At 64.3% G+C, this 23,857-nt stretch carries 13 protein-coding genes; 4 read left to right on the top strand and 9 right to left on the bottom strand.

Features of this window, described 5'->3' with window-relative positions; translation table 11 throughout:
• Window positions 1-5 precede the first annotated feature (5 nt).
• From ccoO (C4Q27_RS02765) to ccoN (C4Q27_RS02725), 6 genes are all read right to left on the bottom strand, one after another.
• On the bottom strand, window positions 6-614 hold the full coding sequence (ccoO, locus tag C4Q27_RS02765) for a cytochrome-c oxidase, cbb3-type subunit II (RefSeq protein ID WP_010955006.1): 609 nt from the start codon (window positions 612-614) through the stop codon (window positions 6-8).
• Window positions 614-2,056 carry a cytochrome-c oxidase, cbb3-type subunit I gene (ccoN, locus tag C4Q27_RS02760; RefSeq protein WP_003254284.1) on the bottom strand — a complete coding sequence of 481 codons (1,443 nt, stop codon included), beginning with the start codon at window positions 2,054-2,056 and terminating at the stop codon, window positions 614-616. The genes ccoO (C4Q27_RS02765) and ccoN (C4Q27_RS02760) overlap by 1 nt, the downstream gene beginning before the upstream one ends.
• A gap of 687 nt (window positions 2,057-2,743) precedes the next feature.
• Complete coding sequence (gene ccoP / locus C4Q27_RS02740) at window positions 2,744-3,685, bottom strand: cytochrome-c oxidase, cbb3-type subunit III (protein ID WP_010955004.1); 942 nt, start codon at window positions 3,683-3,685, stop codon at window positions 2,744-2,746.
• Window positions 3,682-3,876, bottom strand: coding sequence for a cbb3-type cytochrome c oxidase subunit 3 (locus C4Q27_RS02735; protein WP_010955003.1), 195 nt, complete (start codon window positions 3,874-3,876; stop codon window positions 3,682-3,684). The genes ccoP and C4Q27_RS02735 overlap by 4 nt, the downstream gene beginning before the upstream one ends.
• A 5-nt stretch (window positions 3,877-3,881) precedes the next feature.
• Window positions 3,882-4,490, bottom strand: coding sequence for a cytochrome-c oxidase, cbb3-type subunit II (ccoO, locus tag C4Q27_RS02730; RefSeq protein ID WP_010955002.1), 609 nt, complete (start codon window positions 4,488-4,490; stop codon window positions 3,882-3,884).
• Window positions 4,491-4,503: 13 nt separating this feature from the next.
• The gene (ccoN, locus tag C4Q27_RS02725; protein ID WP_064493230.1) at window positions 4,504-5,928 is read right to left on the bottom strand and encodes a cytochrome-c oxidase, cbb3-type subunit I; all 1,425 of its coding nucleotides are present in this window, start codon (window positions 5,926-5,928) and stop codon (window positions 4,504-4,506) included.
• A gap of 50 nt (window positions 5,929-5,978) precedes the next feature.
• Between ccoN (C4Q27_RS02725) and C4Q27_RS02720 the strand changes: the two genes are divergently transcribed.
• On the top strand, window positions 5,979-6,671 hold the full coding sequence (locus tag C4Q27_RS02720) for an alpha/beta family hydrolase (protein ID WP_010955001.1): 693 nt from the start codon (window positions 5,979-5,981) through the stop codon (window positions 6,669-6,671).
• A gap of 114 nt (window positions 6,672-6,785) precedes the next feature.
• On the opposite strand, the gene C4Q27_RS02715 is transcribed toward C4Q27_RS02720, so the two are convergent.
• Both C4Q27_RS02715 and C4Q27_RS02710 read right to left on the bottom strand, forming a co-directional pair.
• Window positions 6,786-7,070, bottom strand: coding sequence for a pyrimidine/purine nucleoside phosphorylase (locus C4Q27_RS02715; RefSeq protein ID WP_003254278.1), 285 nt, complete (start codon window positions 7,068-7,070; stop codon window positions 6,786-6,788).
• Between the two features lie 74 nt (window positions 7,071-7,144).
• Entirely contained in the window at window positions 7,145-7,696 is a 552-nt protein-coding gene (locus C4Q27_RS02710) for an exonuclease domain-containing protein (protein WP_064493228.1), read from the bottom strand.
• A gap of 171 nt (window positions 7,697-7,867) precedes the next feature.
• Here C4Q27_RS02710 and C4Q27_RS02705 point away from each other — a divergent pair, with 171 nt between their 5' ends.
• Window positions 7,868-8,668, top strand: a complete 801-nt coding sequence (locus C4Q27_RS02705; protein ID WP_104886420.1) for an ABC transporter substrate-binding protein — start codon at window positions 7,868-7,870, stop codon at window positions 8,666-8,668.
• A gap of 63 nt (window positions 8,669-8,731) precedes the next feature.
• A complete protein-coding gene (locus C4Q27_RS02700) occupies window positions 8,732-9,745 on the top strand; it encodes a GNAT family N-acetyltransferase (protein WP_104886419.1) in 1,014 nt (337 codons plus the stop codon).
• Window positions 9,746-9,972: 227 nt separating this feature from the next.
• Here C4Q27_RS02700 and C4Q27_RS02695 read toward each other — a convergent pair whose 3' ends face one another.
• Window positions 9,973-10,503: an RNA polymerase factor sigma-70 gene (locus C4Q27_RS02695; RefSeq protein ID WP_010954997.1), complete on the bottom strand. Its 531-nt coding sequence runs from the start codon at window positions 10,501-10,503 to the stop codon at window positions 9,973-9,975.
• 305 nt (window positions 10,504-10,808) lie between these two features.
• Here C4Q27_RS02695 and C4Q27_RS02690 point away from each other — a divergent pair, with 305 nt between their 5' ends.
• Window positions 10,809-23,762, top strand: a complete 12,954-nt coding sequence (locus tag C4Q27_RS02690) for a non-ribosomal peptide synthetase (RefSeq protein WP_104886418.1) — start codon at window positions 10,809-10,811, stop codon at window positions 23,760-23,762.
• Window positions 23,763-23,857: the final 95 nt, after the last annotated feature.

Raw genomic sequence — 23,857 nt, 5'->3', positions numbered from 1 at the left:
CAGCGTCACCGTTTGCTCTTGATGATGGTGCCAAGACCCTGCAGGTACGCGACGATGGCGTCCATTTCGGTCTTGCCCTTGACCGCGTCACGTGCGCCGGCAATGTCGGCGTCGGTGTACGGGGTGCCGAGTGTGCGCAGCACTTCCATCTTCTTCGCGGTGTCCTTGCCGTCGAGCTTGTTCTCGACCAGCCACGGGTAGGAAGGCATCTTCGATTCCGGTACCACGTTGCGCGGGTTGTACAGGTGCGCTCGGTGCCAGTCATCGGAGTAGCGGCCGCCGACGCGGGCCAGGTCCGGGCCGGTACGCTTGGAGCCCCACAGGAACGGGTGGTCCCACACGCTTTCACCGGCTACCGAGTAGTGGCCGTAACGCTCGGTTTCAGCACGGAACGGGCGGATCATCTGCGAGTGGCAGCCCACGCAGCCTTCGCGGATGTAGATATCGCGGCCTTCCACCTCCAGCGCGGTGCGCGGCTTCATGCCCTCGACCGGCTTGTTGGTGACGTCCTGGAAAAACAGCGGGACGATCTGGGTCAGGCCACCGACGCTCACGGCGATGACCATGAAGAAGGCCAGCAGGCCTATGTTCTTCTCGACGGCTTCATGCTTCATCAGTGCGCTCCCACAACGACGATCTTGGCGGCCTCTTCAGCCTGTGCCGGGTTGGCGGCACGTACGGTACGGAACACGTTGTAGGCCATCAGCAGCATGCCGCTGGCGAAGAACGCTCCGCCCAGGGCGCGGACGATGTAGCCGGGGTGGCTGGCCTGCAGGGCTTCGACGAAGGAGTAGGTGAGGGTGCCGTCATCGTTGATGGCGCGCCACATCAGGCCCTGGGTGATGCCGTTGACCCACATCGAGGCGATGTACAGTACGGTACCGATGGTGGCCAGCCAGAAGTGCGCGTTGATCAGGCCGATGCTGTGCATCTGCTCGCGGCCGTAGAGTTTCGGGATCATGTGGTACACGGCGCCGATCGAAATCATTGCCACCCAGCCGAGGGCGCCGGCGTGGACGTGGCCGATGGTCCAGTCGGTGTAGTGCGACAGTGAGTTCACGGTCTTGATGGCCATCATCGGGCCTTCGAAGGTGGACATGCCGTAGAACGCCAGCGACACCACCAGGAAGCGCAGGATAGGGTCGGTGCGCAGTTTGTGCCAGGCACCCGACAGGGTCATCATGCCGTTGATCATGCCGCCCCAGCTTGGCGCCAGCAGGATGATCGACATTACCATGCCCAGCGACTGCGCCCAGTCAGGCAGGGCGGTGTAGTGCAGGTGATGCGGGCCGGCCCAGATGTACAGGGTGATCAGCGCCCAGAAGTGCACGATCGACAAGCGATACGAGTAGATCGGTCGCTCGGCCTGCTTGGGCACGAAGTAGTACATCATCCCCAGGAACCCGGTGGTGAGGAAGAAGCCCACGGCGTTGTGGCCGTACCACCACTGGATCATCGCGTCGGTGGCGCCGGAGTAGGCCGAGTACGACTTGAACAGGCTCACCGGCAGCGAGATGTGGTTGACGATGTGCAGCATCGCGGTGACCACGATGAACGCACCGTAGAACCAGTTGCCGACATAGATGTGCTTGGTCTTGCGCTTGACGATGGTGCCGAAGAACACCAGCCCGTAGGTAACCCAGACGATGGCCAGCAGGATCGCCAGCGGCCACTCGAGCTCGGCGTATTCCTTGGTGGTGGTGTAGCCCATCGGCAGGGTGATCAGCGCGCCGACGATCACGGCTTGCCAACCCCAGAAGGTGAAGGCGGCCATGCTGTCGGAGATCAGCCGGGTCTGGCAGGTGCGCTGCACCACGTAGTAGCTGGTGCCGAACAGCGCACAGCCCCCGAAGGCGAAGATCACCAGGTTGGTGTGCAGCGGGCGCAGGCGGCCGAAGCTGGTCCAGGGAAGGTCCAGGTTCAGCTGCGGCCACACCAGCTGCGAGGCGATGAAGACGCCGAGGCCCATGCCAAGGATCCCCCAGACCACCGTCATGATGGCGAACTGGCGGACGACCTTATAGTTATAAGCAGTCGGACTGATTGCTGTGCTCATTCTAAGGTTCCACGGTTTTGATGTTCTTGTTGGTCGAAAAATCGGCGCCAGTATTGATAACCAGCAAGGTTACCGCAACGCAACTTTGGTACGCCGACCCGTGTCCAGACCCGTTCACTGATGTCCCGCAGGGATCGGGTCTGGGCGATTGTACACAAATAAATATTTGTAATGTGTACCGTTTTTCATCTTTTTCTGATCGATCGGTCAAGCTTTTTCTGGGGCGGCGACAGGCCATGCGCCGCGTCTGCTCCGGTCCTTTCGGAGCGAAGCCCACTGAGGCAACAAGCTTAGTTGTGTTCGGTGGGGGTGCAAGGGAAGGGGGCTGAGGCTGGTGGTGGGCGGGGGGTAGGGGTTGGGTGTTGTGGTGGGGCGGGGGGTGTAAGGTTTGAGTGTTGTGGTGGGGCAGAGATCGAGCGCCGCCCGCGCGGCGCTTCGCGGGTAAACCCGCTCCTACGTTTGTTTCGGGCCAATTATTCCTGTGGGATTTGCGCGCGACCGCCTTGGCGCATGTCTCGATATCGCGTCGTACAAACAAGGCGGTCGCGCGCGCCTGGCACAGGACGGACTGGCCCGAAACAAACGTAGGAGCGGGTTTACCCGCGAAGCGCCGCGCGGGCGGCGCTCGATCTCACAGGCGGCGAATGCCTTTCGGCGAACTCACTTGGCAAATCCCTTTCGACGAACTCACTTGGCCGTCACAGCCTCAGCCGAACCATCCTGCGACAGGCTATACACGTAAGCCGCCAGCAGATGCACCTTGTCATTCCCTTGGATCTCGGCCTGCGCCGGCATTTGCCCCTGGCGACCATAACGAATGGTCTGCTGCAGCTGGGCAAAGCTCGAACCGTAGATAAACGCCTGCGGGTGGGTCAGGTTCGGTGCGCCCATGGCGGGCGTGCCTTTGCCTTCCGGCCCGTGGCAGGCCACGCAGTTGGCTGCGAAGATCTTCTGCCCATTCTCCACATCGGCCTTCGCGCCCTCAGGCAGTGTGCGGCCATCGAGTTTGCTGACCACGAACGCAGCCACATCGGCCACGCCCTGGTCACCAATCACTTCGGCCCAGGCCGGCATCACGCCATGGCGACCGCTCATGATGCTGGTCTTGATGGTTTCCGGATCGCCGCCCCAGCGCCAGTCATTGTCGGTGAGGTTGGGGAAGCCGAAGGCGCCCTTGGCGTCGGAACCGTGGCACACCGAGCAGTTGGAGGCAAACAGGCGGCTGCCCATTTTCAGTGCCTGCGGGTCCTTCGCCACTTCTTCTACGGGCATGGCGGCGTATTTGGCGAAGATCGGACCGAACCTGGCATCGGCCTTGTCCATTTCCTTCTGCCATTCATTGGCGCCAGTCCAGCCATTTTCATAGCCCGGCAGGATGCCTTTCCAGTTGCCCAGGCCCGGGTAGAGGATCAGGTAGCCGACCGAGAACGCCAAGGTGCCAACGAACAGCCAGAACCACCACTTGGGCAGCGGGTTGTCGTACTCCTCGATGCCGTCGAAGCTGTGGCCCATGGTCTCGTCGGTGGTGTTGTTGCTCTGGCCCTTGCGCGTGGCGAGCAGCAGCCAGGTCAGGCCAATCAGGCTACCGATGGTCAGTACGCTGATGTACGTACTCCAGAAGGTGGTCATTGCCCGTTACTCCTTTTTGCAGCAGGCTCCTGCCCGGCAGTGGGCAGGCGGTCGTCGACGAAGGGCAGCAGGCGCGCTTCGGCGAAATCACGGTCGCGGCGGCGGTTGAAGACCCACAGGGTGAGGCCGATGAAGGCAATCATCACCACCAGGGTGCCCAGACCGCGGATCATGCCGATGTCCATTTCCATCGCACTCACCTCTTGTTCTTGATCGCGGTGCCGAGCACCTGCAGGTAGGCGACCAGGGCATCCATCTCGGTCTTGCCTTTGACCGCTTCACGGGCGCCGGCAATGTCGTCGTCGGTGTACGGCACGCCCAGGGTGCGCAGGGTGCGCATCTTGACGTCGGTGTGGCTGTTGTCGACCGGCTGGGCAACCAGCCACGGGTAGGACGGCATCTTCGACTCCGGCACCACGTTGCGCGGGTTGTACAGGTGCGCACGGTGCCAGTCGTCCGAGTAGCGGCCACCGACCCGGGCCAAGTCCGGCCCGGTGCGCTTGGAGCCCCACAGGAACGGGTGGTCCCAGACGCTTTCACCGGCCACCGAGTAGTGGCCGTAACGCTCGGTTTCGGCACGGAACGGGCGGATCATCTGCGAGTGGCAGCCCACGCAACCTTCGCGGATGTAGACATCGCGGCCTTCCAGTTGCAGCGCGGTGTAGGGCTTCATGCCTTCGACCGGTTTGTTGGTGACGTCCTGGAAGAACAGCGGGACGATCTGGGTCAGGCCGCCGATGCTGACGGCAAATACCATCAGCAGGGCCATCAGGCCGACGTTTTTCTCGATGACTTCATGTTTCATCAGGCGTTTCTCCTCAAGCCAACTGGGCGTTCGCAGGGGCGACGTCAAGCGCTGGCGAACGCACGGTGCGCCAGGTGTTCCAGGCCATCAGGAACATGCCGCTGAGGAAGATCGCGCCGCCGACGAAGCGCACGACGAAGCCTGGGTGGCTGGCCACCAGGGTTTCCACGAACGAGTAGGTGAGCGTGCCGTCGCTGTTGACCGCGCGCCACATCAGGCCCTGGGCGATGCCGTTGACCCACATCGAGGCGATGTACAGCACGGTACCAATGGTGGCCAGCCAGAAGTGCGCATTGATCAGGCCGAGGCTGTGCATGCGTTCTTTGCCGAACACTTTGGGGATGGTGTGGTACAGCGCGCCGATCGAGATCATCGCTACCCAGCCGAGGGCGCCGGCGTGGACGTGGCCGATGGTCCAGTCGGTGTAGTGGGACAGGGCGTTGACCGTCTTGATGGCCATCATCGGGCCTTCGAAGGTGGACATGCCGTAGAACGCCAGCGACACCACCAGGAAGCGCAGGATCGGGTCGCTGCGCAGTTTGTGCCAGGCGCCCGACAGGGTCATCATGCCGTTGATCATGCCGCCCCAGCTGGGTGCCAGCAGGATCAGCGACATCACCATGCCCAGCGACTGCGCCCAATCGGGCAGGGCGGTGTAGTGCAAGTGGTGCGGGCCGGCCCAGATGTACAGGGTGATCAGCGCCCAGAAGTGCACGATCGACAAGCGATACGAATACACCGGCCGTTCGGCCTGCTTGGGCACGTAGTAGTACATCATCCCCAGGAAGCCTGCGGTCAGGAAGAAGCCCACCGCGTTATGGCCGTACCACCACTGCACCATGGCATCGGTGGCGCCAGCGTAGACCGAGTAGGATTTGGTCAGGCTGACCGGCAGCTCCAGGTTGTTGACGATGTGCAGCAGCGCCACGGTCAGGATGAAGGCGCCGAAGAACCAGTTGCCGACGTAGATGTGTTTGGTGTTGCGCTTCATCAGCGTGCCAAAGAACACGATGGCGTAGCCCACCCAGACGATGGTGATCAGAATGTCGATCGGCCATTCCAGTTCGGCGTATTCCTTGGAGCTGGTGTAGCCCAGCGGCAGGCTGATGGCCGCCAGCAGGATAACCAGTTGCCAGCCCCAGAACGTGAACGCGGCCAGGCCCGGTGCGAACAGGGTGGTCTGGCAGGTGCGTTGCACCGAATAATAGGAGGTGGCGAACAGTGCGCAGCCGCCGAACGCGAAGATCACCGCATTGGTATGCAGGGGGCGCAGGCGGCCGAAGCTGGTCCAGGGGAGGTCGAAGTTGAGGGACGGCCAGGCGAGCTGGGCGGCGATGAAGACGCCGAGCCCCATCCCGACGATTCCCCACACCACCGTCATGATGGCGAATTGGCGGACCACCTTGTAGTTATAGGCGGTACTGCTGGTTGTGTTCATGTATGGGTTCCCATCCACGGTTATTTGGCAGGCTTTACAGCGAGGCAAGCATGATTAATGGGCAAAGTGCCGGTATTGACGGGGATCAATGGGCGAAGGTCGCAAATGTCCCAGGCTTGCGCTGCGATCCTCCGCGGGTTGCAGGTCAGGATGACTACAAGGGGTGCCTGATTCTGGCCCATGGCGCGGGCGCGCCGATGGACAGCGGGTTCATGGACGAAATGGCGCAAAGGCTTGCGGCTCTTGGGGTAGCGGTAGTGCGCTTCGAGTTCCCGTACATGGCCGAGCGCAGGGTTACCGGTGGCAAGCGGCCGCCGAACCCGCAGAAGGTGTTGCTTGAATGCTGGCGCGAGGTGTACCGGCAAGTGCGACCTTTGGTCGCGGGCAAGCTGGCCGTCGGGGGCAAGTCCATGGGCGGGCGCATGGCGAGCCTGCTGGCCGACGAACTGGGCGCGGATGCGCTGGTGTGCCTGGGCTATCCGTTCTACGCGGTGGGCAAACCCGAGAAGCCACGGGTAGAGCACCTGGCCGAGTTGAAGACACCGACGTTGATCGTGCAGGGCGAGCGGGATGCGCTGGGTAACCGCGAGGCGGTGGCGGGGTATGCGTTGTCGCCGGCGATCGAGGTGAGCTGGCTAGTGGCGGGGGACCATGACCTGAAGCCGTTGAAGGCTTCGGGGTTCAGCCATGAGCAGCATTTGCAGGCGGCGGCTGAACGCGTTGCTGATTTTCTGAAGGATTAGTGCTGGATTCTTCGCGGGTAAACCCGCACCTACAAGGACCGCACAACATCGAAGGTCGGCTCAGCACCCTGTAGGAGCGGGTTTACCCGCGAAGAGGCCGGAACAGGCCGGCGCTTAGTCGCGGTATTCGCACAGGTAAGCGGTATCCACCTTCACCTGCAGCTGGAACTTGCTGTCAGCCGGCACGTTGAACTTGTCACCGGCGTTGAAGGTTTCCCAGTTGTCGCTACCTGGCAGTTTCACGGTCAGCGCGCCCGATACCACATGCATGATCTCGCGCTTGGCAGTGCCGAATTCGTATTCGCCCGGAGCCATGACGCCGACAGTGGCCGGGCCTTCTTCGCCCGAGAATGCGATCGACTTGACGGTGCCGTTGAAGTACTCGTTGACCTGGAACATGGGCGACTCCTGAAAAGAGGTGCTGAAAAAGGGCTGGCCAGTATGCCCAAGCCCACAGGCGTCGTCATCTGCTTTCAGGGGCTGCTGGCGGGCAGGGTCAACGGTAATAGCCGCGCCGTGTTTCGCGCATCTTCCAGGGCCCTGTGCTGCTGCCCGCAAAAGTGCATGCCGGCCAGTTGCAGGGCGCCGTTCAGGCCGGTGGGGCGCTGCAGGTGGCGGGCCTTGGCAAAGCGTTGCTTGAGGTTGATGTGCGGCAATGTGCGCAGCAGGCTGTCGAGGCTGTGCTGCTGCCACTCCTGGTGCAGTTGCTGGCGGTCGTAGTCGCCCCAGCTGACCCAGGCCTGAAGCTGCCCGCGGTGGTGCCCCAGCCAGCGCTCGAAGCTTGCCCACACCTCGCGAAACGGCGCGGCGCTGTCCACGTCGGCCTGGCTGATGTGGGTCAGCTCACGGCAGAACGGGGTCAGCTGCGGCCGCCGCCGTGGCTTTACAAAACGCTGGAAATGGTCGACCTCGCGGCCTTCGCGGGTAACCAGGCTTGCGCCGATTTCAATGACTTCCATCTCTGTAACCGGCCACCCACCATCGTCGGTGGTGGCTTCCAGGTCGATCACCAACCAATGGCCCATACCAGGCTCCCCTGCAGATCCTGCTAGAGCGTAGCCAATGTCCGGGCATACGGCATCCTATGGCATTTTGCCGCCTGCTTTGGCACAAAGAGCAGGCGTCAGTAGTTGTGTCGCCCCTGGAAAACGCCTAGCTTAAGCGCATACAGGCATAAACCGTGATGAGTGTCCGTCTTGACTCCAGCGCCCGGCCTCAAGGCCTTGTCCACCCTGATGCTGCTGGCCGTGTTCTGGTTGGCGGCACCGGTATGGGCTGGCGAGGCGGTTGAAGTGAAGATTGGCGCAGCCCATTTCCCGCCTTACACAGTGCGCCCCGAGCAAGGTGCCGATACCGGTTTGCTGCCGCAGTTGGTCGATGCACTCAACCGGGCGCAGCAGCACTATCACTTCGTTCTGGTGCCTACGTCTATCCAGCGGCGCTTCGGTGACTTCCAGCAGGGCCGCACCGACATGGCGATTTTCGAGAACCCACAATGGGGCTGGGAGCAGATTGCCCATCAGACCGTGGACATGGGCCTGGAAGATGCCGAAGTGTTCGTCGCCCGCACGGCAAACGGTAATGATCCGCATTATTTCGATGACCTGCGCGGCAAACGCCTGGCCTTGTTCAACGGCTACCACTACGCGTTTGCCAGCTTCAACGCTGACCCGGACTACCTGCGCAAGACATACAACGCGACCCTGACCTATTCCCACGACAGCAACCTGCTGATGGTGCAGGCCGGCCGCGCCGATATTGCCCTGGTCACGCGTTCCTACCTCAGTGATTTCCTGGCACGCAACCCGGCGAGCAGGGCGCATTTGGTGCCTTCGCAACGCATTGACCAGGTCTATCACCACTACGCCTTGCTGCGCCCGGGGGCGCCTATCGGCGAGCAGTCGTTCGCTGCCCTGCTGCGTGGCCTGCGTGACAGCGGTGAACTGGCGCGCATCTTCGAGCCGTACCGTATCAAGGTGGCTGCACCGCAAGACTAAATTCCCGTGTTGCGGCAACGTTCCCTGCAGTGTGCCTTTTCTTCATTTTCGTGAGTCAAGCCCATGCCGTTCGATGCCGCTTCGCAGCCACAGTCACCGCCACGCTGGCGCAGCCTCAGTGCCGAGGAGGGCGACAGCTGGTTAAGCCTGGCCCTTGAAGGCCGCCCCCTGATCCAGTTGCGACTGGAGGCTGGCGCTTCTCTGCACGTTCACCTTGAGCGCTTTTGCCCCGAGCGCCCCTACCAAGCCTTGTGGGCCGCCTGTTATTGGTTGCTGTCGCGCGATACGGCCTGCCAGCGCCTGACCTGGCACCTGCCCGAAGTGTTGCCGCAGGCGTTGGCCAGTGGCCTGCTGCTGGCCAGTGAACAGCCTGGCCAGTACCTGTGCGAGCGCGCACTGTTCTGGCAACTGCCGCAGCCGTGGCTGGGCGAGTCGGTTGCCGGGGTATATCCGCAGCAGATGCAGATCAGCAACGGCAAGCGTCACCCGCGCCGGGCGCCCAAGCCGCGGGGCGAAGTGTACCGGCGCTTCGATGCGCGCTTGGGCAGTTGGGTATCGCTGCGTACCCTGGAGATCGAGCATGACCTGGAGCGTTTCAACCGCTGGCAGAACAACCCTCGCGTGGAGGCGTTCTGGCAGGAGGGTGGCACGCTGGAGCAGCACCGCGAATACTTGGCCAAGCTCGAAGCCGACCCGCATACGTTGACGTTGATCGGTTGTTTCGATGACGAGCCGTTTGCCTACTTCGAGGCGTACTGGGCCAAGGAGGACCGCATTGCCCCCTTCTACCCGGCCGATGACTACGACCGTGGTATCCATATGCTGGTGGGAGAGGAGAGCCACCGAGGGCCGCACAAGGTGGCCAGCTGGCTATCGGCGTTGGTGCACTACCTGTTCCTGGATGACCCGCGCACCCAGCGGGTGGTGGCCGAGCCGCGCGCCGACAATGGCAAGATGATTGGCTACATGCACGACCAATGTTTCCATTGCGACAAGGAGTTCGACTTTCCTCACAAGCGGGCGGCGTTGATGATTCTGGGGCGGGAGCGGTTTTTCGATCGTTGCAAGCTGACGTAGGGGCTAGTGTGGTGTTTCACAAATAACGACCATAACTCGCGGCGCTTTTTGCACTCATGCGGCGTTGTCGCTCCTCGCCGTAGCTGGGCTACGACTCGTCGCGACGCCTTGCCTGAACGCAAAAATTGCTCGCGAGTTATTGGCCGTATTTGCAAAACACCACACTAGCGCTGCAAGCAAAAGCGAGAGCGATCCAGGTTCGATCTCGCGTTTGCTTGCAGCCATCTTCAGGCCTGCCGACTGGCCGTCTTGCGACAATGCACCAGCGCATCGCGGATCATGAAGTTGACCAAGGTCGGCGATACGCCCAGTTCCTTGGCAATGTCCTTCTGCGGCACGCCATTAAGGCGGTACATCTCGAAAGCATAGCGGGTGCGCGGCGGCAGTTCGTTCAAGGCCTCTGCGATGTCATTCAGTGCGGCGCGGTTGATGTGGGTGGCTTCGGGCGAGGCGTTCTGCACCACCACGTTCATGCCTTCCTCTTCACTACCGGAGTACTTCAGCTCCATCGCCTGCTTGCGATAGTGGTCGATCGCCAGGTTGCGCACGATCTGGAACAGGTAGCTCAGCTGGGCCTTGAACGATGAGGTGATCTGCGGGGCGGTGCTGAGCCGGAAAAAGGCATCCTGTACCACGTCCTCAGCCCGCGAACGGCAGCCTGTGATGCGGGCGGCGATCTTGACCAGAATGCTGCGGTTGTCGACGAAGGCCTGCAGTAATGGTGAATCGCACTTACTTGTGGATAGTTGTTCCGCCATGGAAATCACCTTGTCACAGAGGGGAGAGGAGGCGCCCAAGGTTGGGAAGCTTCCTACGACGTGCGACAAACTATTCAAGATGATAATAATTGTCAAATGCGAAATGTAATTAGTATCTGTGGGTTTCAGTTCTAAAGCGCGGTTGGCTTTGGGGGTATGCCTTATCAACCCTTAAAGCCTGACCTGCCCGCTAATTTCTCTCCCTGCCCATCCGTTCCCCTGTGTACATCCCCGGTCGCATACGTTGCCCGCCCACGTTAGCGGAGCAGCTGTCAGACCTAACCAGACACTGGCAGGAACACCCAATGACGGACGCCTTCGAACTCCCGCTCTCGCTGGTCCAGGCCCTGGCGCAACGCGCCGCGCAGACCCCGGACAGGATTGCCCTGCGCTTTCTCGCCGACACGCCCGGTGAGCAGGCCGTGCTCAGCTACCGGGACCTCGACCAGCGTGCACGCACCATCGCCGCCGCCTTGCAGGCGCGCGCCAGCTTCGGTGACCGTGCCGTGCTGTTGTTCCCCAGCGGGCCAGATTACGTGGCGGCGTTCTTCGGCTGCCTGTATGCGGGCGTGATCGCGGTGCCGGCCTACCCGCCGGAGTCCGCGCGCCAGCAGCACCAGGAGCGTTTGCTGTCGATCATCGATGACGCCGAGCCGCGCCTGCTGCTGACCGTGGCGGCGCTGCACGACAGCCTGCAGGGCCTGGAAGCCCTGGCGGCGGACAATGCCCCCCAACTGCTGGCAGTGGATGGCTTGGACCCGGCCTTGGCTGCGAACTGGCGTGAACCCGTGCTCAAGGGCGATGACATCGCCTTCCTGCAGTACACCTCCGGCTCCACCGCGCTGCCCAAGGGCGTGCAGGTCAGCCATGGCAACCTGGTGGCCAACGAGCAACTGATCCGCCAAGGCTTTGGTATCGACCTCAACCCCGACGATGTGATCGTCAGCTGGCTACCGCTGTACCATGACATGGGCCTGATCGGCGGCCTGCTGCAGCCGATCTTCAGTGGCGTGCCTTGCGTGCTGATGTCGCCGGGGTACTTTCTGGCCCGGCCGTTGCGCTGGTTGCAGGCCATCAGCGAATACGGTGGCACCATCAGCGGCGGGCCCGACTTCGCTTATCGCCTGTGCAGCGAGCGGGTCAGCGAGGCTTCGCTGGCCGGGCTCGACCTGAGCCGCTGGCGCGTGGCCTATTCCGGCTCCGAGCCGATCCGCCAGGACAGCCTGGCCACCTTCGCCGACAAGTTCCAGGCCTGTGGCTTCGACCCGCAGAGCTTCTTCGCCAGTTATGGCCTGGCCGAAGCCACCCTGTTCGTTAGCGGCAGCCGTCGTGGCCAGGGTATCGCCGCGCTTGAGCTGGATGCCAAAGCCTTCGCCGCCAACCGCGCCGAACCCGGCACTGGCAGCGTGCTGATGAGTTGCGGCTTCCCGCAGCCGGGGCACGCGGTACGCATCGTCGAGCCGCAACAGTTGCAAGTGCTGGGCGACAACCAGGTGGGGGAAATCTGGGCAGGCGGCCCGAGCATCGCCCGGGGCTACTGGCGCAACCCAGAAGCCAGCGCTCGAACCTTCGTCGAAATGGACGGCCAGACCTGGCTGCGTACCGGCGACCTGGGCTTCATGCGTGACGGCGAGGTATTCGTCACCGGGCGCCTGAAGGACATGCTGATCGTGCGTGGGCAAAACCTGTACCCACAAGACCTGGAGAAAACCCTCGAGCGCGAAGTTCAGGTGCTGCGCAAAGGCCGGGTGGCGGTGTTCGCCGTCGAGCACCAAGGCGAGGAGGGCATCGGTGTCGCGGTGGAGATCAGCCGCAACGTGCAAAAGGCACTCAAGCCCCAGGACCTGATCAAGACCCTGCGCCAGGTCGTCGCCGACACCTGCCGACAGGCCCCGGCCGTGGTCCTGCTGCTGAACCCCGGCGCGCTGCCGAAGACCTCCAGCGGCAAGTTGCAGCGCTCTGCCTGCCGGCTGCGCATGGACGATGGCAGCCTGGACTGCTATGCCAGTTTCCCTGAGGTGAGCGAAGCCGGTACCCGTGCATCCGCTGGCGACGAGCTGCAAGCACGCATCGCCGCTGTGTGGCGCGACATCCTCAAGGTAGAGGCGGTGGCCGCGGACGACCACTTCCTGCTGCTGGGCGGTAACTCCATCGCCGCCACCCAGGCCACAGCGCGCCTGGCCGATGAGTTGGGTATCGACCTGAGCCTGCGTACCCTGTTCGAGGCGCCGGTACTGGCCGACTACAGCAAGGCTGTGGCACAGATCATCGCCGATGGCGCTGCAGCCACCACGGCCATCGCCACGCTGGAGCGCGCCCGGGCGTTGCCCCAGTCGCTGGCGCAAAACCGCTTGTGGCTGCTGTGGCAGCTGGAACCGCAATCAGCGGCCTACAACATTCCCGCCGGCTTGCACCTGCGTGGCGAGCTGGATGTCAATGCTCTGCAAGTGAGCTTCCAGGCACTGGTGGCGCGCCATGAATCGCTGCGTACTGTGTTCAGCGAAGAGAATGGCCAGGCGCTGCAGCGTATCCTGCCTCAACAGCCGTTCAGCCTGCACCGCCTGGACCTTGAAGGGCACTCGCCCGAGCAGGTCGCCGCGCTGCGGGAAACCGAGGCCCGCCAGCCGTTCGACCTCACCCAGGGCCCGCTGCTGCGGGTAACCCTGGTGCGCCTGGGCGACGAAGAGCATCAGCTGTGGGTGACCCTGCACCACATCGTTGCTGACGGCTGGTCGATGAACATCCTGCTCGAAGAATTCGCCAAGCTGTATGCCGCTCGCTGCCAAGGCCTGGAGGCCAACCTGGCGCCGCTGCCCCTGGGGTACGCCGACTACGGCAGCTGGCAGCGGCAATGGCTGGCTGACGGTGAAGCCGAGCGCCAGTTGCAGTACTGGAAGGCACACCTTGGTGGTGAGCTGCCGGCGCTCGACCTGTGCACTGACCACCCGCGCACCAGCCAGCGCGAGCACAGCGCTGCGCGCTTCAACCTCAAGGTGCCGGCCAGGCTTGGCGAAGCGCTCAAGAGCCTTGCCCACCAGCAGCAGGCCAGCCTGTTCATGGTCCTGCTGGCAGGTTGGCAGGCGCTGCTGCAGCGCTACAGCGGCCAGGCCGATATCCGCGTCGGCGTGCCCAACGCCAACCGCCCGCGCCTGGAAACCCAAGGCATGGTCGGTTTCTTCATCAATACGCAGGTGCTGCGCGCGCAATTCGATGGCCGTCACTCGTTTACCCAGTTGCTGACCCAGGTACGACAGGCCACGTTGCAAGCCCAGGCTAATCAGGACCTGCCCTTCGAACAGCTTGTCGAAGCCCTGCCTGATGCGCGCGAGCAGGGCCTGTTCCAGGTCATGTTCAACCACCAGCAACGCGACCTGTCAGCCCTGCGGCGTCTGCCGGGGCTGTTGGCCGAAGAGCTGGCGTGGCACAGCCGCGAAGCCAAGTTCGACTTGCAGTTGCACAGTGAGGAGGACCATCTGGGCCGCCTGAGCCTGGCCTTCGACTACGCCGCAGAGCTGTTCGAAGCCAGCACCGTCGAACGTCTGGCCCATCACCTGCTGGCGCTGCTGGAACAGGTGTGTGCCGCGCCGCAGCAGGCGCTGGGCGACGTGCAATTGCTGGATGAGCCTGGCCGTGCGCAGCTGCTGGGTTGGGGCCAGGCACCGGCCGCCGCAGCGCAGCACCTGTTGGTCGAACAACTCAATGAGCAGGCACGCCTGACGCCGCAGCGCACCGCCCTGGTTTGGGACGGGGGCAGCCTGGATTACGCCGGGCTGCACCAGCAAGCCAACCGCCTGGCCCACTACCTGCGTGACAAAGGCGTCGGCCCCGATACCTGTGTGGCCATTGCCATCGAGCGCTCACCGCAATTGCTGGTCGGCCTGCTAGCTATTCTCAAGGCTGGCGGTGCCTACGTGCCGCTGGATGTCGATTACCCTGCCGAACGCCTGGCCTACATGCTGGCCGACTGCGACGCCCGGTTGCTACTGAGCCACAGCAGCCTGCTGGGCAAGCTGCCGCAGGTCGACGGTGTCAGCGCCATTGCCCTCGACCAGTTGCACCTGGACAGCTGGCCCAGCCATGCCCCCGGCCTGCACCTGCACGGCGATAACCTGGCCTACGTTATCTATACCTCCGGCTCCACCGGGCAGCCCAAGGGCGTAGGCAATACCCATGCGGCGTTGGCCGAGCGCCTGCAGTGGATGCAGACGACCTATGCGCTGAATGACAGCGACGTGCTGATGCAGAAAGCGCCGATCAGTTTCGACGTCTCGGTGTGGGAATGCTTCTGGCCGCTGGTCACCGGCTGCAAGCTGGTGCTCGCCGGCCCTGGTGAACACCGCGACCCGCAGCGTATCGCTGCCCTGGTGCAGGCTTATGGGGTGACTACGCTGCACTTTGTACCGCCGCTGTTGCAGGTGTTCGTCCAGGAGCCGCAGGCGGGGGCCTGCAGTAGCTTGCGCCGGGTGTTCTCGGGTGGCGAAGCGTTGTCCGCCACGCTGCGTGACCGCGTGCTGCAGGTGCTGCCGCAGGTGCAGCTGCACAACCGGTACGGCCCGACCGAAACCGCCATCAACGTCACCCACTGGCACTGTCAGGTGGTGGACGGCGAGCGCTCGCCCATCGGCCGCCCGCTGGGCAATGTGCTGTGCCGCGTGCTGGACGATGAGCTGGAACTGAGCGCCCCCGGTGTGCCGGGCGAACTGTACCTCGGTGGCGCGGGCCTGGCCCGTGGTTACCTGGGCCGCCCCGGCCTCACTGCCGAGCGCTTCGTACCCCAGGCCGACGGCAATGGTCAGCGTCTGTACCGCAGTGGCGATCGCGCCCGCTGGCAGGTTCAGCTGGAGGCCCTGGAATACCTTGGCCGCCTCGACCAGCAGGTCAAGGTGCGCGGTTTCCGCGTCGAGCCCGAGGAAGTGCAGGCCTGCCTGCTGGCACAGGCAGGTGTGGAACAGGCGCTGGTGCTGATCCACAAGGACGCCGTTGGCGCGCAACTGGTCGGCTATTACAGTGGCAGCGCCCAGCCTGCCGAGGTGCTGGCCGTACTGGCTGAGCAATTGCCAGCCTACATGGTGCCGGCGCAACTCATCCCTTTGGCACAGATGCCACTGGGCCCCAGCGGCAAGGTCGACCGCAAGGCACTGCCTGCTCCAGTGTGGCAGCAGCGTGAGCATGTCGAGCCACGAACCGAGCTGCAACAACAGGTCGCGGCCATCTGGCGCGACGTGTTGAATCTGCCGCGCATTGGCCTGCAGGACGACTTCTTCGCCCTCGGTGGCCACTCGTTGCTGGCTACCCAGATCGTTTCGCGCACCCGCCAGGCCTGCGATGTCGAGCTGCCGCTCAAGGCCCTGTTCGAAGCCAGCGAGCTGGGCGCCTTCTGTGCCGAGATCGCCCGCCTGCGCGCGGCCGGGGAGCGCAACCTGCAAGGTGCAATCACCCGTGTCGACCGCCGTCAGGCGGTGCCGCTGTCGTACTCGCAACAGCGAATGTGGTTCCTCTGGCAGATGGAGCCGGACAGCCCGGCGTACAACGTCGGCGGCATGGCACGCCTGCGCGGCACCCTGCACGTGGATGCCTTCGAGCGTGCGCTGCAGGCGCTGATCGTGCGTCACGAAACCTTGCGCACCACGTTCCCCAGCATCGACGGCGTGCCGTACCAGTGCGTGGCCGAAGACAGCGGCCTGCATCTGGACTGGCAAGACTTCAGCGCTTTGTCAGACGATGCCTGCCAGCAACGTTTGCAACAACTGGCCGACGACCAGGCGCACCAGCCCTTCGACCTGGAGCGGGGGCCGCTGCTGCGCGCCTGCCTGGTCAAGGCCAACGAGCGCGAGCACTTCTTTGTGCTGACGCTGCACCACATCGTCACCGAAGGCTGGGCCATGGACATCTTCGCCCGCGAGCTGGGCGAGCTGTACGAAGCCTTTGTCGATGACCGCGAGTCGCCACTGGCGCCGCTGCCGGTGCAGTACCTGGACTACAGCGTGTGGCAACGGCAATGGCTGGAAAGCGGCGAGGGCGCTCGACAACTGGCCTACTGGAAGCACCGCCTGGGCGACGAGCACCCGGTGCTGGCGTTGCCTGCCGACCGCCCGCGTCCGGCAGTCCAGAGCCACCGTGGCGAGCTGTACCGCTTCGAACTCGATCCGGCACTGGTGGCCCGCGTGCATGCTTTCAATAGCCAGCGCGGCCTGACCCTGTTCATGACCATGACCGCCACCCTGGCCGCCTTGCTGCACCGCTACAGTGGCCAGCGCGACCTGCGTATCGGCGCGCCGGTGGCCAACCGCATCCGTCCGGAAAGCGAAGGCCTGATCGGCGCTTTCCTCAACACCCAGGTGCTGCGCTGCGAGCTGGACGGCCAGATGACCGCCAGCGCGCTGCTGGAGCAGATTCGCCAGGCTGCCATCGAAGGCCAGTCGCACCAGGACCTGCCGTTCGACCAACTGGTAGAGGCCCTGCAGCCCCCACGCAGCAGTGCCTACAACCCGCTGTTCCAGGTGATGTGCAACGTGCAGCGCTGGGCCTTCCAGCAAAGCCGCACGCTGGCCGGCATGCAGGTGGATTACCTGGTCAACGATGCCAGCGCCACCAAGTTCGACCTGTACCTGGAGGTGACCGACCTGGACGGCCGGCTGGGCTGCTGCCTGACCTACAGCCGCGACCTGTTCGACGCGCCGCGTATCGCGCGCATGGCCGAGCACTGGCAACAACTGCTGGTCGGTTTGCTCGACAACCCGCAACATCGCCTGTGCGAACTGCCAATGCTGAGCAGTGCCGAGCAACAAGTGCTTACAGGCCAATTGCAGGGCGAACACGATTTCGACCTTGGCCAGACCCTCCACGGTCTGTTCGCCGCCCAGGCCGCGCGCACGCCACAGGCTGGCGCGTTGACCTTCGCCGGCCAGCACTTGACCTACGCCGAGCTCGATCAGCAGGCCAACCGCCTGGCGCGTGCCCTGCGCGAACGGGGTGTCGGCCCGCAGGTGCGCGTGGGCCTGGCGCTGGAGCGCTCGCTGGAAATGGTCATCGGCCTGCTGGCCATCCTCAAGGCCGGCGGCGCCTATGTGCCGCTCGACCCCGAGTACCCGCTCGACCGCCTGCGCTACATGATCGAAGACAGTCGCATCGGCTTGCTGCTCAGCCAGCGTGCGCTGCTGCACACCCTGGGCGAGCTGCCTGAAGGCGTGGCCAGCTGGAGCCTGGAGGACGATGCCGCCAGCCTGGCGGCCTACAGCGATGCGCCGCTGGACAACCTCAGCCTGCCGCAGCACCAGGCTTACCTGATCTACACCTCAGGCTCCACCGGCAAACCCAAGGGCGTGGTGGTCCGCCATGGCGAGTTCGCCATGCACTGCCAGGCGGTGATCGCCGCATTTGGCATGCGCAGCGATGATTGCGAGCTGCATTTCTATTCGATCAATTTCGATGCTGCCAGCGAGCGCCTGTGGGTGCCGCTGTTGTGTGGTGCGCGCGTGGTAGTGCGCGCCCAGGGTCAGTGGGGCGCCGAGGACATCTGCCAGTTGGTGCGCGAGCAGCAGGTGAGCATTCTGGGCTTCACCCCCAGCTACGGCAGCCAGCTGGCGCAGTACCTGGGCGGGCGGGGCGAACAATTGCCGGTACGCCTGGTGATTACCGGTGGCGAGGCGCTGACCGGCGAGCACCTGCAGCGTATCCGCCAGGCCTTTGCGCCGCAGCAGTTCTTCAATGCGTACGGCCCGACCGAAACCGTGGTCATGCCGCTGGCGTGCCTGGCGCCAGACGCGTTGCCAGCAGACCTTGGCAGCGTACCGATCGGCCGCGTCATCGGTAGCCGTACGGCCTACATCCTCGACGAGGATCTGGCCTTGTTGCCGCAAGGCGGCATTGGCGAACTGTATGTCGGCGGCGCCGGCCTGGCCCAGGGTTACCACGACCGGCCAGGCCTCACTGCCGAGCGCTTTGTCGCCGACTCGTTCAGTGCCGAAGGCGGGCGCCTGTACCGTACCGGCGACCTGGTACGCCTGGGTACCGATGGCTTGGTGGAGTATGTCGGCCGTGCCGACCAGCAGGTGAAGATCCGCGGCTTCCGCATCGAACTGGGCGAAATCGAGAGCCGCCTGCAGGCGCACGACGATGTCGACGAGGCCGTCGTGCTGGCGCTGGACTTGCCGGGCGGCAAGCAGTTGGTGGGCTATCTGGTGTGCAGGCAGGCCACCGCCGGTAGCGACGCGCAACAACTGCTGCGCGAAGCGGTGAAAGCCGATGCCCGCCAGCACCTGCCCGATTACATGGTGCCTGCGCACTTGGTGCTGCTCGACAGTCTGCCGCTGATGGGCAACGGCAAGCTCGACCGCCGCGCGCTGCCATTGCCGGACCTTGAGCAGGCGCGCCAGCAATACCAGCCCCCTGGCAATGAGGTGGAAGCACAGCTGGCGCAGATCTGGCGCGAGGTGCTCAACGTTGCCCGGGTCGGCGTGCAGGACAACTTCTTCGAGCTGGGGGGCGACTCGATCCTGTCGATTCAGGTGGTCAGCCGCGCCCGGCAGGCCGGCTTGCAATTCACCCCGCGCGACCTGTTCCAGCATCAGACCATCCAGACCCTGGCAACTGTGGTTCAGCTCAGCGAAGCCGCGAGCACGGTGGAGCAGGGACTGCGCCAGGGCCAGGCCGGGTTGACGCCGATCCAGCACTGGTTCTTCGACAGTGACGTGCCACAGCCGCAACACTGGAACCAGGCTGTGCTGCTGGAGGTGCGCCAACCCTTGGTTGAGGCCACCCTTGAACAGGCATTGGCTGCGCTGGTGCAGCACCATGACAGCCTGCGCCTGCGCTTCAGCGACGCCCAGGGCCGCTGGCAGGCCCAGTACGTGCAGCCTGGCGCCGAGCAACTGCTGTGGAGCGCCACTGTCGCCGATTTCAATGATTGTCAGGCACTCTACACTGACGTGCAGCGCAGCCTGGACCTGCAACAGGGGCCGCTGCTGCGCGCCTTGCTGGTGCGTGACGGGCGGGGCACCCAGCGGTTGCTGCTGGCGATTCATCACCTGGTGGTTGATGGCGTGTCCTGGCGGGTGCTGCTGGAAGACCTGCAGGCGCTGTACCGTGGCCAGCCTCTGCCGGCCAAGACCCACGCCGTCGGCGACTGGGCCGCGCGCCTGGCCAGCTACGCCGGCAGCGATTCGCTGCGTGACGAACTGGCCTGGTGGCAAGGCCAGCTGGGCGGTGTGCGTCGCGAATTGCCGTGCGACCATCCGCAGGGCGGCAATTTGCATCGCCATGCTCAAACCCTGGCCATCGGCCTGGACGTGGAGCAAACCCGACAGCTGTTGCAACTGGCCCCGGCGGCTTACCACACCCAGGTCAACGACCTGCTGTTGACTGCACTGGCGCGGGCCTTGTACCGCTGGAGCGGCGATGAAGAAGTGCTGGTGCAGCTCGAAGGCCATGGCCGTGACGGGCTGTTCGAAGACATGGACCTGACCCGCAGCGTCGGCTGGTTCACCAATGCCTACCCATTGAGCCTGCGTCCGCTGCCAGGTGAAGACGACGCGGCGCGGGCCGGTTCGATCAAGCGCATCAAGGAACAACTGCGCCATGTACCGCACAAGGGCCTGGGCTACGGCGTACTGCGCTACCTGGCGGATGCCGCCGGGCGCGAGCAGATGGCGGCCTTGCCGCAGGCGCGCATCACCTTCAACTACCTGGGCCAGTTCGACCAGCAGTTCGACAGTACAGCCTTGTTCCAGCCCCTGGAGGCCCCGGCCGGGTTGGCGCATGACCTCGATGCGCCGTTGCCCAACTGGTTGAGCGTCGATGGCCAGGTGTATGGCGGTGCTCTGCAATTGCGCTGGACCTTCAGCGCCGAGCGCTACGACCAGCAGACCATCGCGGGTCTGGCTGAGGCCTATCGTCAGGAGCTGCTGGCGCTGGTCGCGCATTGCCTGGCCGATGGCAATGGCAGCTTCACCCCATCGGACTTCCCGCTGGCGCACCTGACTCAGGAGCAGATCGACGCATTGCCGGTCCCGGCCGCGCAGATCGAGGACGTTTACCCGCTGACGCCGATGCAGGAAGGCATGCTGCTGCACACCCTGCTGGAGCCGGGCACTGGCCTGTACTACATGCAGGACCGCTACCGTATCAACAGTGCCTTGGACCCTGAGCGTTTCGCCCAGGCTTGGCAGGCGGTGGTGGCGCGCCACGAAGCGTTGCGCGCATCGTTCAGCTGGAACAGCGGCGAGGCGATGCTGCAGATCATCCACAAGCCGGGCAACCTGGCGGTGGACTACCAGGACTGGCGCGGCATGGCCGACGATGCCCAGGAGCAGCGCCTGCAGGCCCTGCACAAGCAGGAGCGCGAGGCCGGCTTTGCCTTGCTCAGCGAGGCACCGTTCCACCTGCGCCTGGTGCGCGTGGCCGATGAACGCTACTGGTTCATGATGAGCAACCACCACATCCTTATCGATGCCTGGTGCCGCTCGCTGTTGATGAACGATTTCTTCGAGGTCTACCAGGCCCTTGGCGAAGGCCGTCAGGCCCAACTGCCGGTGCCGCCGCGTTACCGCGATTACATCGGTTGGCTGCAACGCCAGGGCCTGGACGACGCACGCGCCTGGTGGCAAGCCAACCTGGCTGGCTTCGAACGTGCCACAGCCATCCCGAGCGACCGCCCGCTGCGCCATGACCACGCCGGTAGCGGCATGGTCGTCGGCGATTGTTATACCCGCCTTGAGGTGAATGATGGCGTGCGTCTGCGCGAACTGGCCCAGGCCCATCAGCTCACCGTCAACACTTTCGCCCAGGCGGCCTGGGCCCTGGTGTTGGCGCGTTACAGCGGCGACCGCGATGTGGCCTTTGGCGTGACCGTGGCCGGGCGCCCGGTGAGCATGCCGCAGATGCAGCGCACCGTCGGCCTGTTCATCAACAGCGTGGCCCTGCGCGTGCAGTTGCCCGCGGCGGGTGAGCGCTGCAGTGTGCGCCAGTGGCTGCAGGGCCTGCTGCAAAGCAACATGGAACTGCGCGAGTACGAATACCTGCCGCTGGTGGCGATTCAGGCGTGCAGCGAGCTGCCCAAGGGCCAGCCGCTATTCGACAGCCTGTTCGTGTTCGAGAATGCGCCGGTTGAAACCGCCGTGCTCGATCACGCCCAGCACCTGAACGCCAGCTCCGACTCGGGCCGTACCCACACCAACTTCCCGCTGACGGCGGTGTGCTACCCGGGTGATGACCTGGGCCTGCACCTGTCTTTCGACCAGCGCTACTTCGACTGCCCGACCGTCGAGCGCCTGCTGGCCGAATTCAAGCGCCTGCTGCTGGCGCTGGTACAAGGTTTTGAAGGAGAGGTGAGCGAGCTACCGCTGCTGAGCGCCCAGGAGCAAGGCTTCCTGCTGGAGGACTGCAACCGGACCGAGCGGGTTTATCCGCTGGAACAGAGCTACATCGCGCAGTTCGAAGCGCAGGTCGTGGCGCATCCGCAGCGTACCGTGGCCCGCTGCCTGGAGGCCTCCTATGATTACGCCGGGCTGAACCTGGCGGCCAACCGCCTGGGCCATGCGCTGGTGGCTGCCGGGGTCTGCGTGGACCAGCCAGTGGCACTGCTTGCCGAGCGTGGGTTGCCGCTGCTGGGCATGATCGTCGGCAGCTTCAAGGCCGGCGCCGGCTACCTGCCGCTGGACCCGGGCCTGCCGGCGGCGCGCCTGCAAAGCATCATCCAGCTCAGCCGCACGCCAGTGTTGGTGTGCAGCGCGTCCTGCGCCGAGCAGGGGCGGCAGTTGCTCGGTGAGCTGGAGACTGCGCTGCGGCCGCAACTGCTGGTCTGGGAAGACGTCCAGGCCAACCCGATCGCAAGCCACAACCCGGGTATCCACAGTGGCCCGGACAACCTCGCCTACGTGATCTACACCTCAGGCTCGACCGGCCTGCCGAAAGGGGTGATGGTCGAGCAGCGCGGCATGCTCAACAACCAGCTGAGCAAGGTGCCTTACCTGGCGCTGAGCGAGCAGGACGTGATTGCCCAGACCGCTTCGCAAAGCTTCGACATCTCGGTCTGGCAGTTCCTGGCTGCGCCGCTGTTCGGCGCCAAGGTAGAGATCGTGCCTAACGCTATCGCCCATGACCCGCAGGGCCTGCTGGCGCACGTGCAGGCCACCGGCATCACCGTGCTGGAGAGCGTGCCGTCCCTGATCCAGGGCATGCTGGCCAGCGACCACCAGGCCCTCGACGGCCTGCGCTGGATGCTGCCGACCGGCGAGGCCATGCCACCGGAGCTGGCGGCGCAGTGGCTGCAGCGCTACCCGCAGATCGGCCTGGTCAATGCCTATGGGCCGGCGGAGTGCTCGGATGACGTGGCGTTCTTCCGCGTCGATGCCGCCTCGACCCAAGGCAGCTACCTGCCAATCGGCACGCCAACCGACAACAACCGCCTGTACCTGTTCGGCGAGGACCAGGCGCTGGTGCCGCTGGGTGCGGTGGGCGAGCTGTGCGTGGCTGGTACGGGTGTAGGCCGTGGCTACGTCGGTGACCCGGTGCGCACGGCGCTGGCATTCATCCCTCACCCTTACGGGGCGCCGGGCGAACGCCTGTACCGCACTGGCGACCTGGCGCGGCAACGCCCGGACGGTGTGCTGGAGTACGTCGGGCGCATCGACCATCAGGTGAAGATTCGCGGCTATCGCATCGAGCTGGGAGAAATCGAGGCCCGGCTGCATGAGCAGGCGGAAATTCGCGATGCTGCCGTGGCGGTGCAGGAGGGTGTGAACGGCAAGCATCTGGTTGGCTACCTGGTGGCGCACCAAGGCGTCAGTGCCGATGCCGCGTTGCTGGAGCAGGTCAAGCAACGACTGCGTGCCGAGTTGCCGGAGTACATGGTGCCCTTGCACTGGGGCTGGTTCGACAGCTTGCCGCACAACGCCAACGGCAAACTCGACCGCAAGGCCCTGCCAGCCATCGACATCGGCGGCCAGTACAGTCAGGCCTATCAGGCGCCACGCAACGAATTGGAGGACGTGTTGGCGGGTATTTGGGCCGATGTGCTCAAAGCCGAGCGGGTGGGGGTGCACGACAACTTCTTCGAGCTGGGCGGGCATTCGCTGCTGGCCACGCAGATCGCTTCGCGGGTGCAGAAGCAGCTACAGCTGAACGTGCCGCTGCGGGCGATGTTCGAGTGCAGCACGGTGGAGGCGTTGGCCGAGTATGTTCAGGGGCTGCAGGGCAGTGCGCTGGATGATGACAAGGTCGACCGGCTCAGTGACCTGATGGCTGAACTGGAGGGGCTGTGATGGGCAGGGGCGCTTGGCGCCCCCTCTCAATGGCCAACCACTCCCGATCAGCGTAGGAGCGGGTTTACCCGCGAATACAGTGGCGGCGGCAACGG

Origin of the sequence: Pseudomonas sp. SWI36 (genome assembly GCF_002948105.1) — a bacterium.
GTDB classification, from domain to species: domain Bacteria; phylum Pseudomonadota; class Gammaproteobacteria; order Pseudomonadales; family Pseudomonadaceae; genus Aquipseudomonas; species Aquipseudomonas alloputida.
The sequence above is the reverse complement of the archived record's forward strand: the minus strand, read 5'-3'. Positions and strand labels throughout refer to the sequence as shown.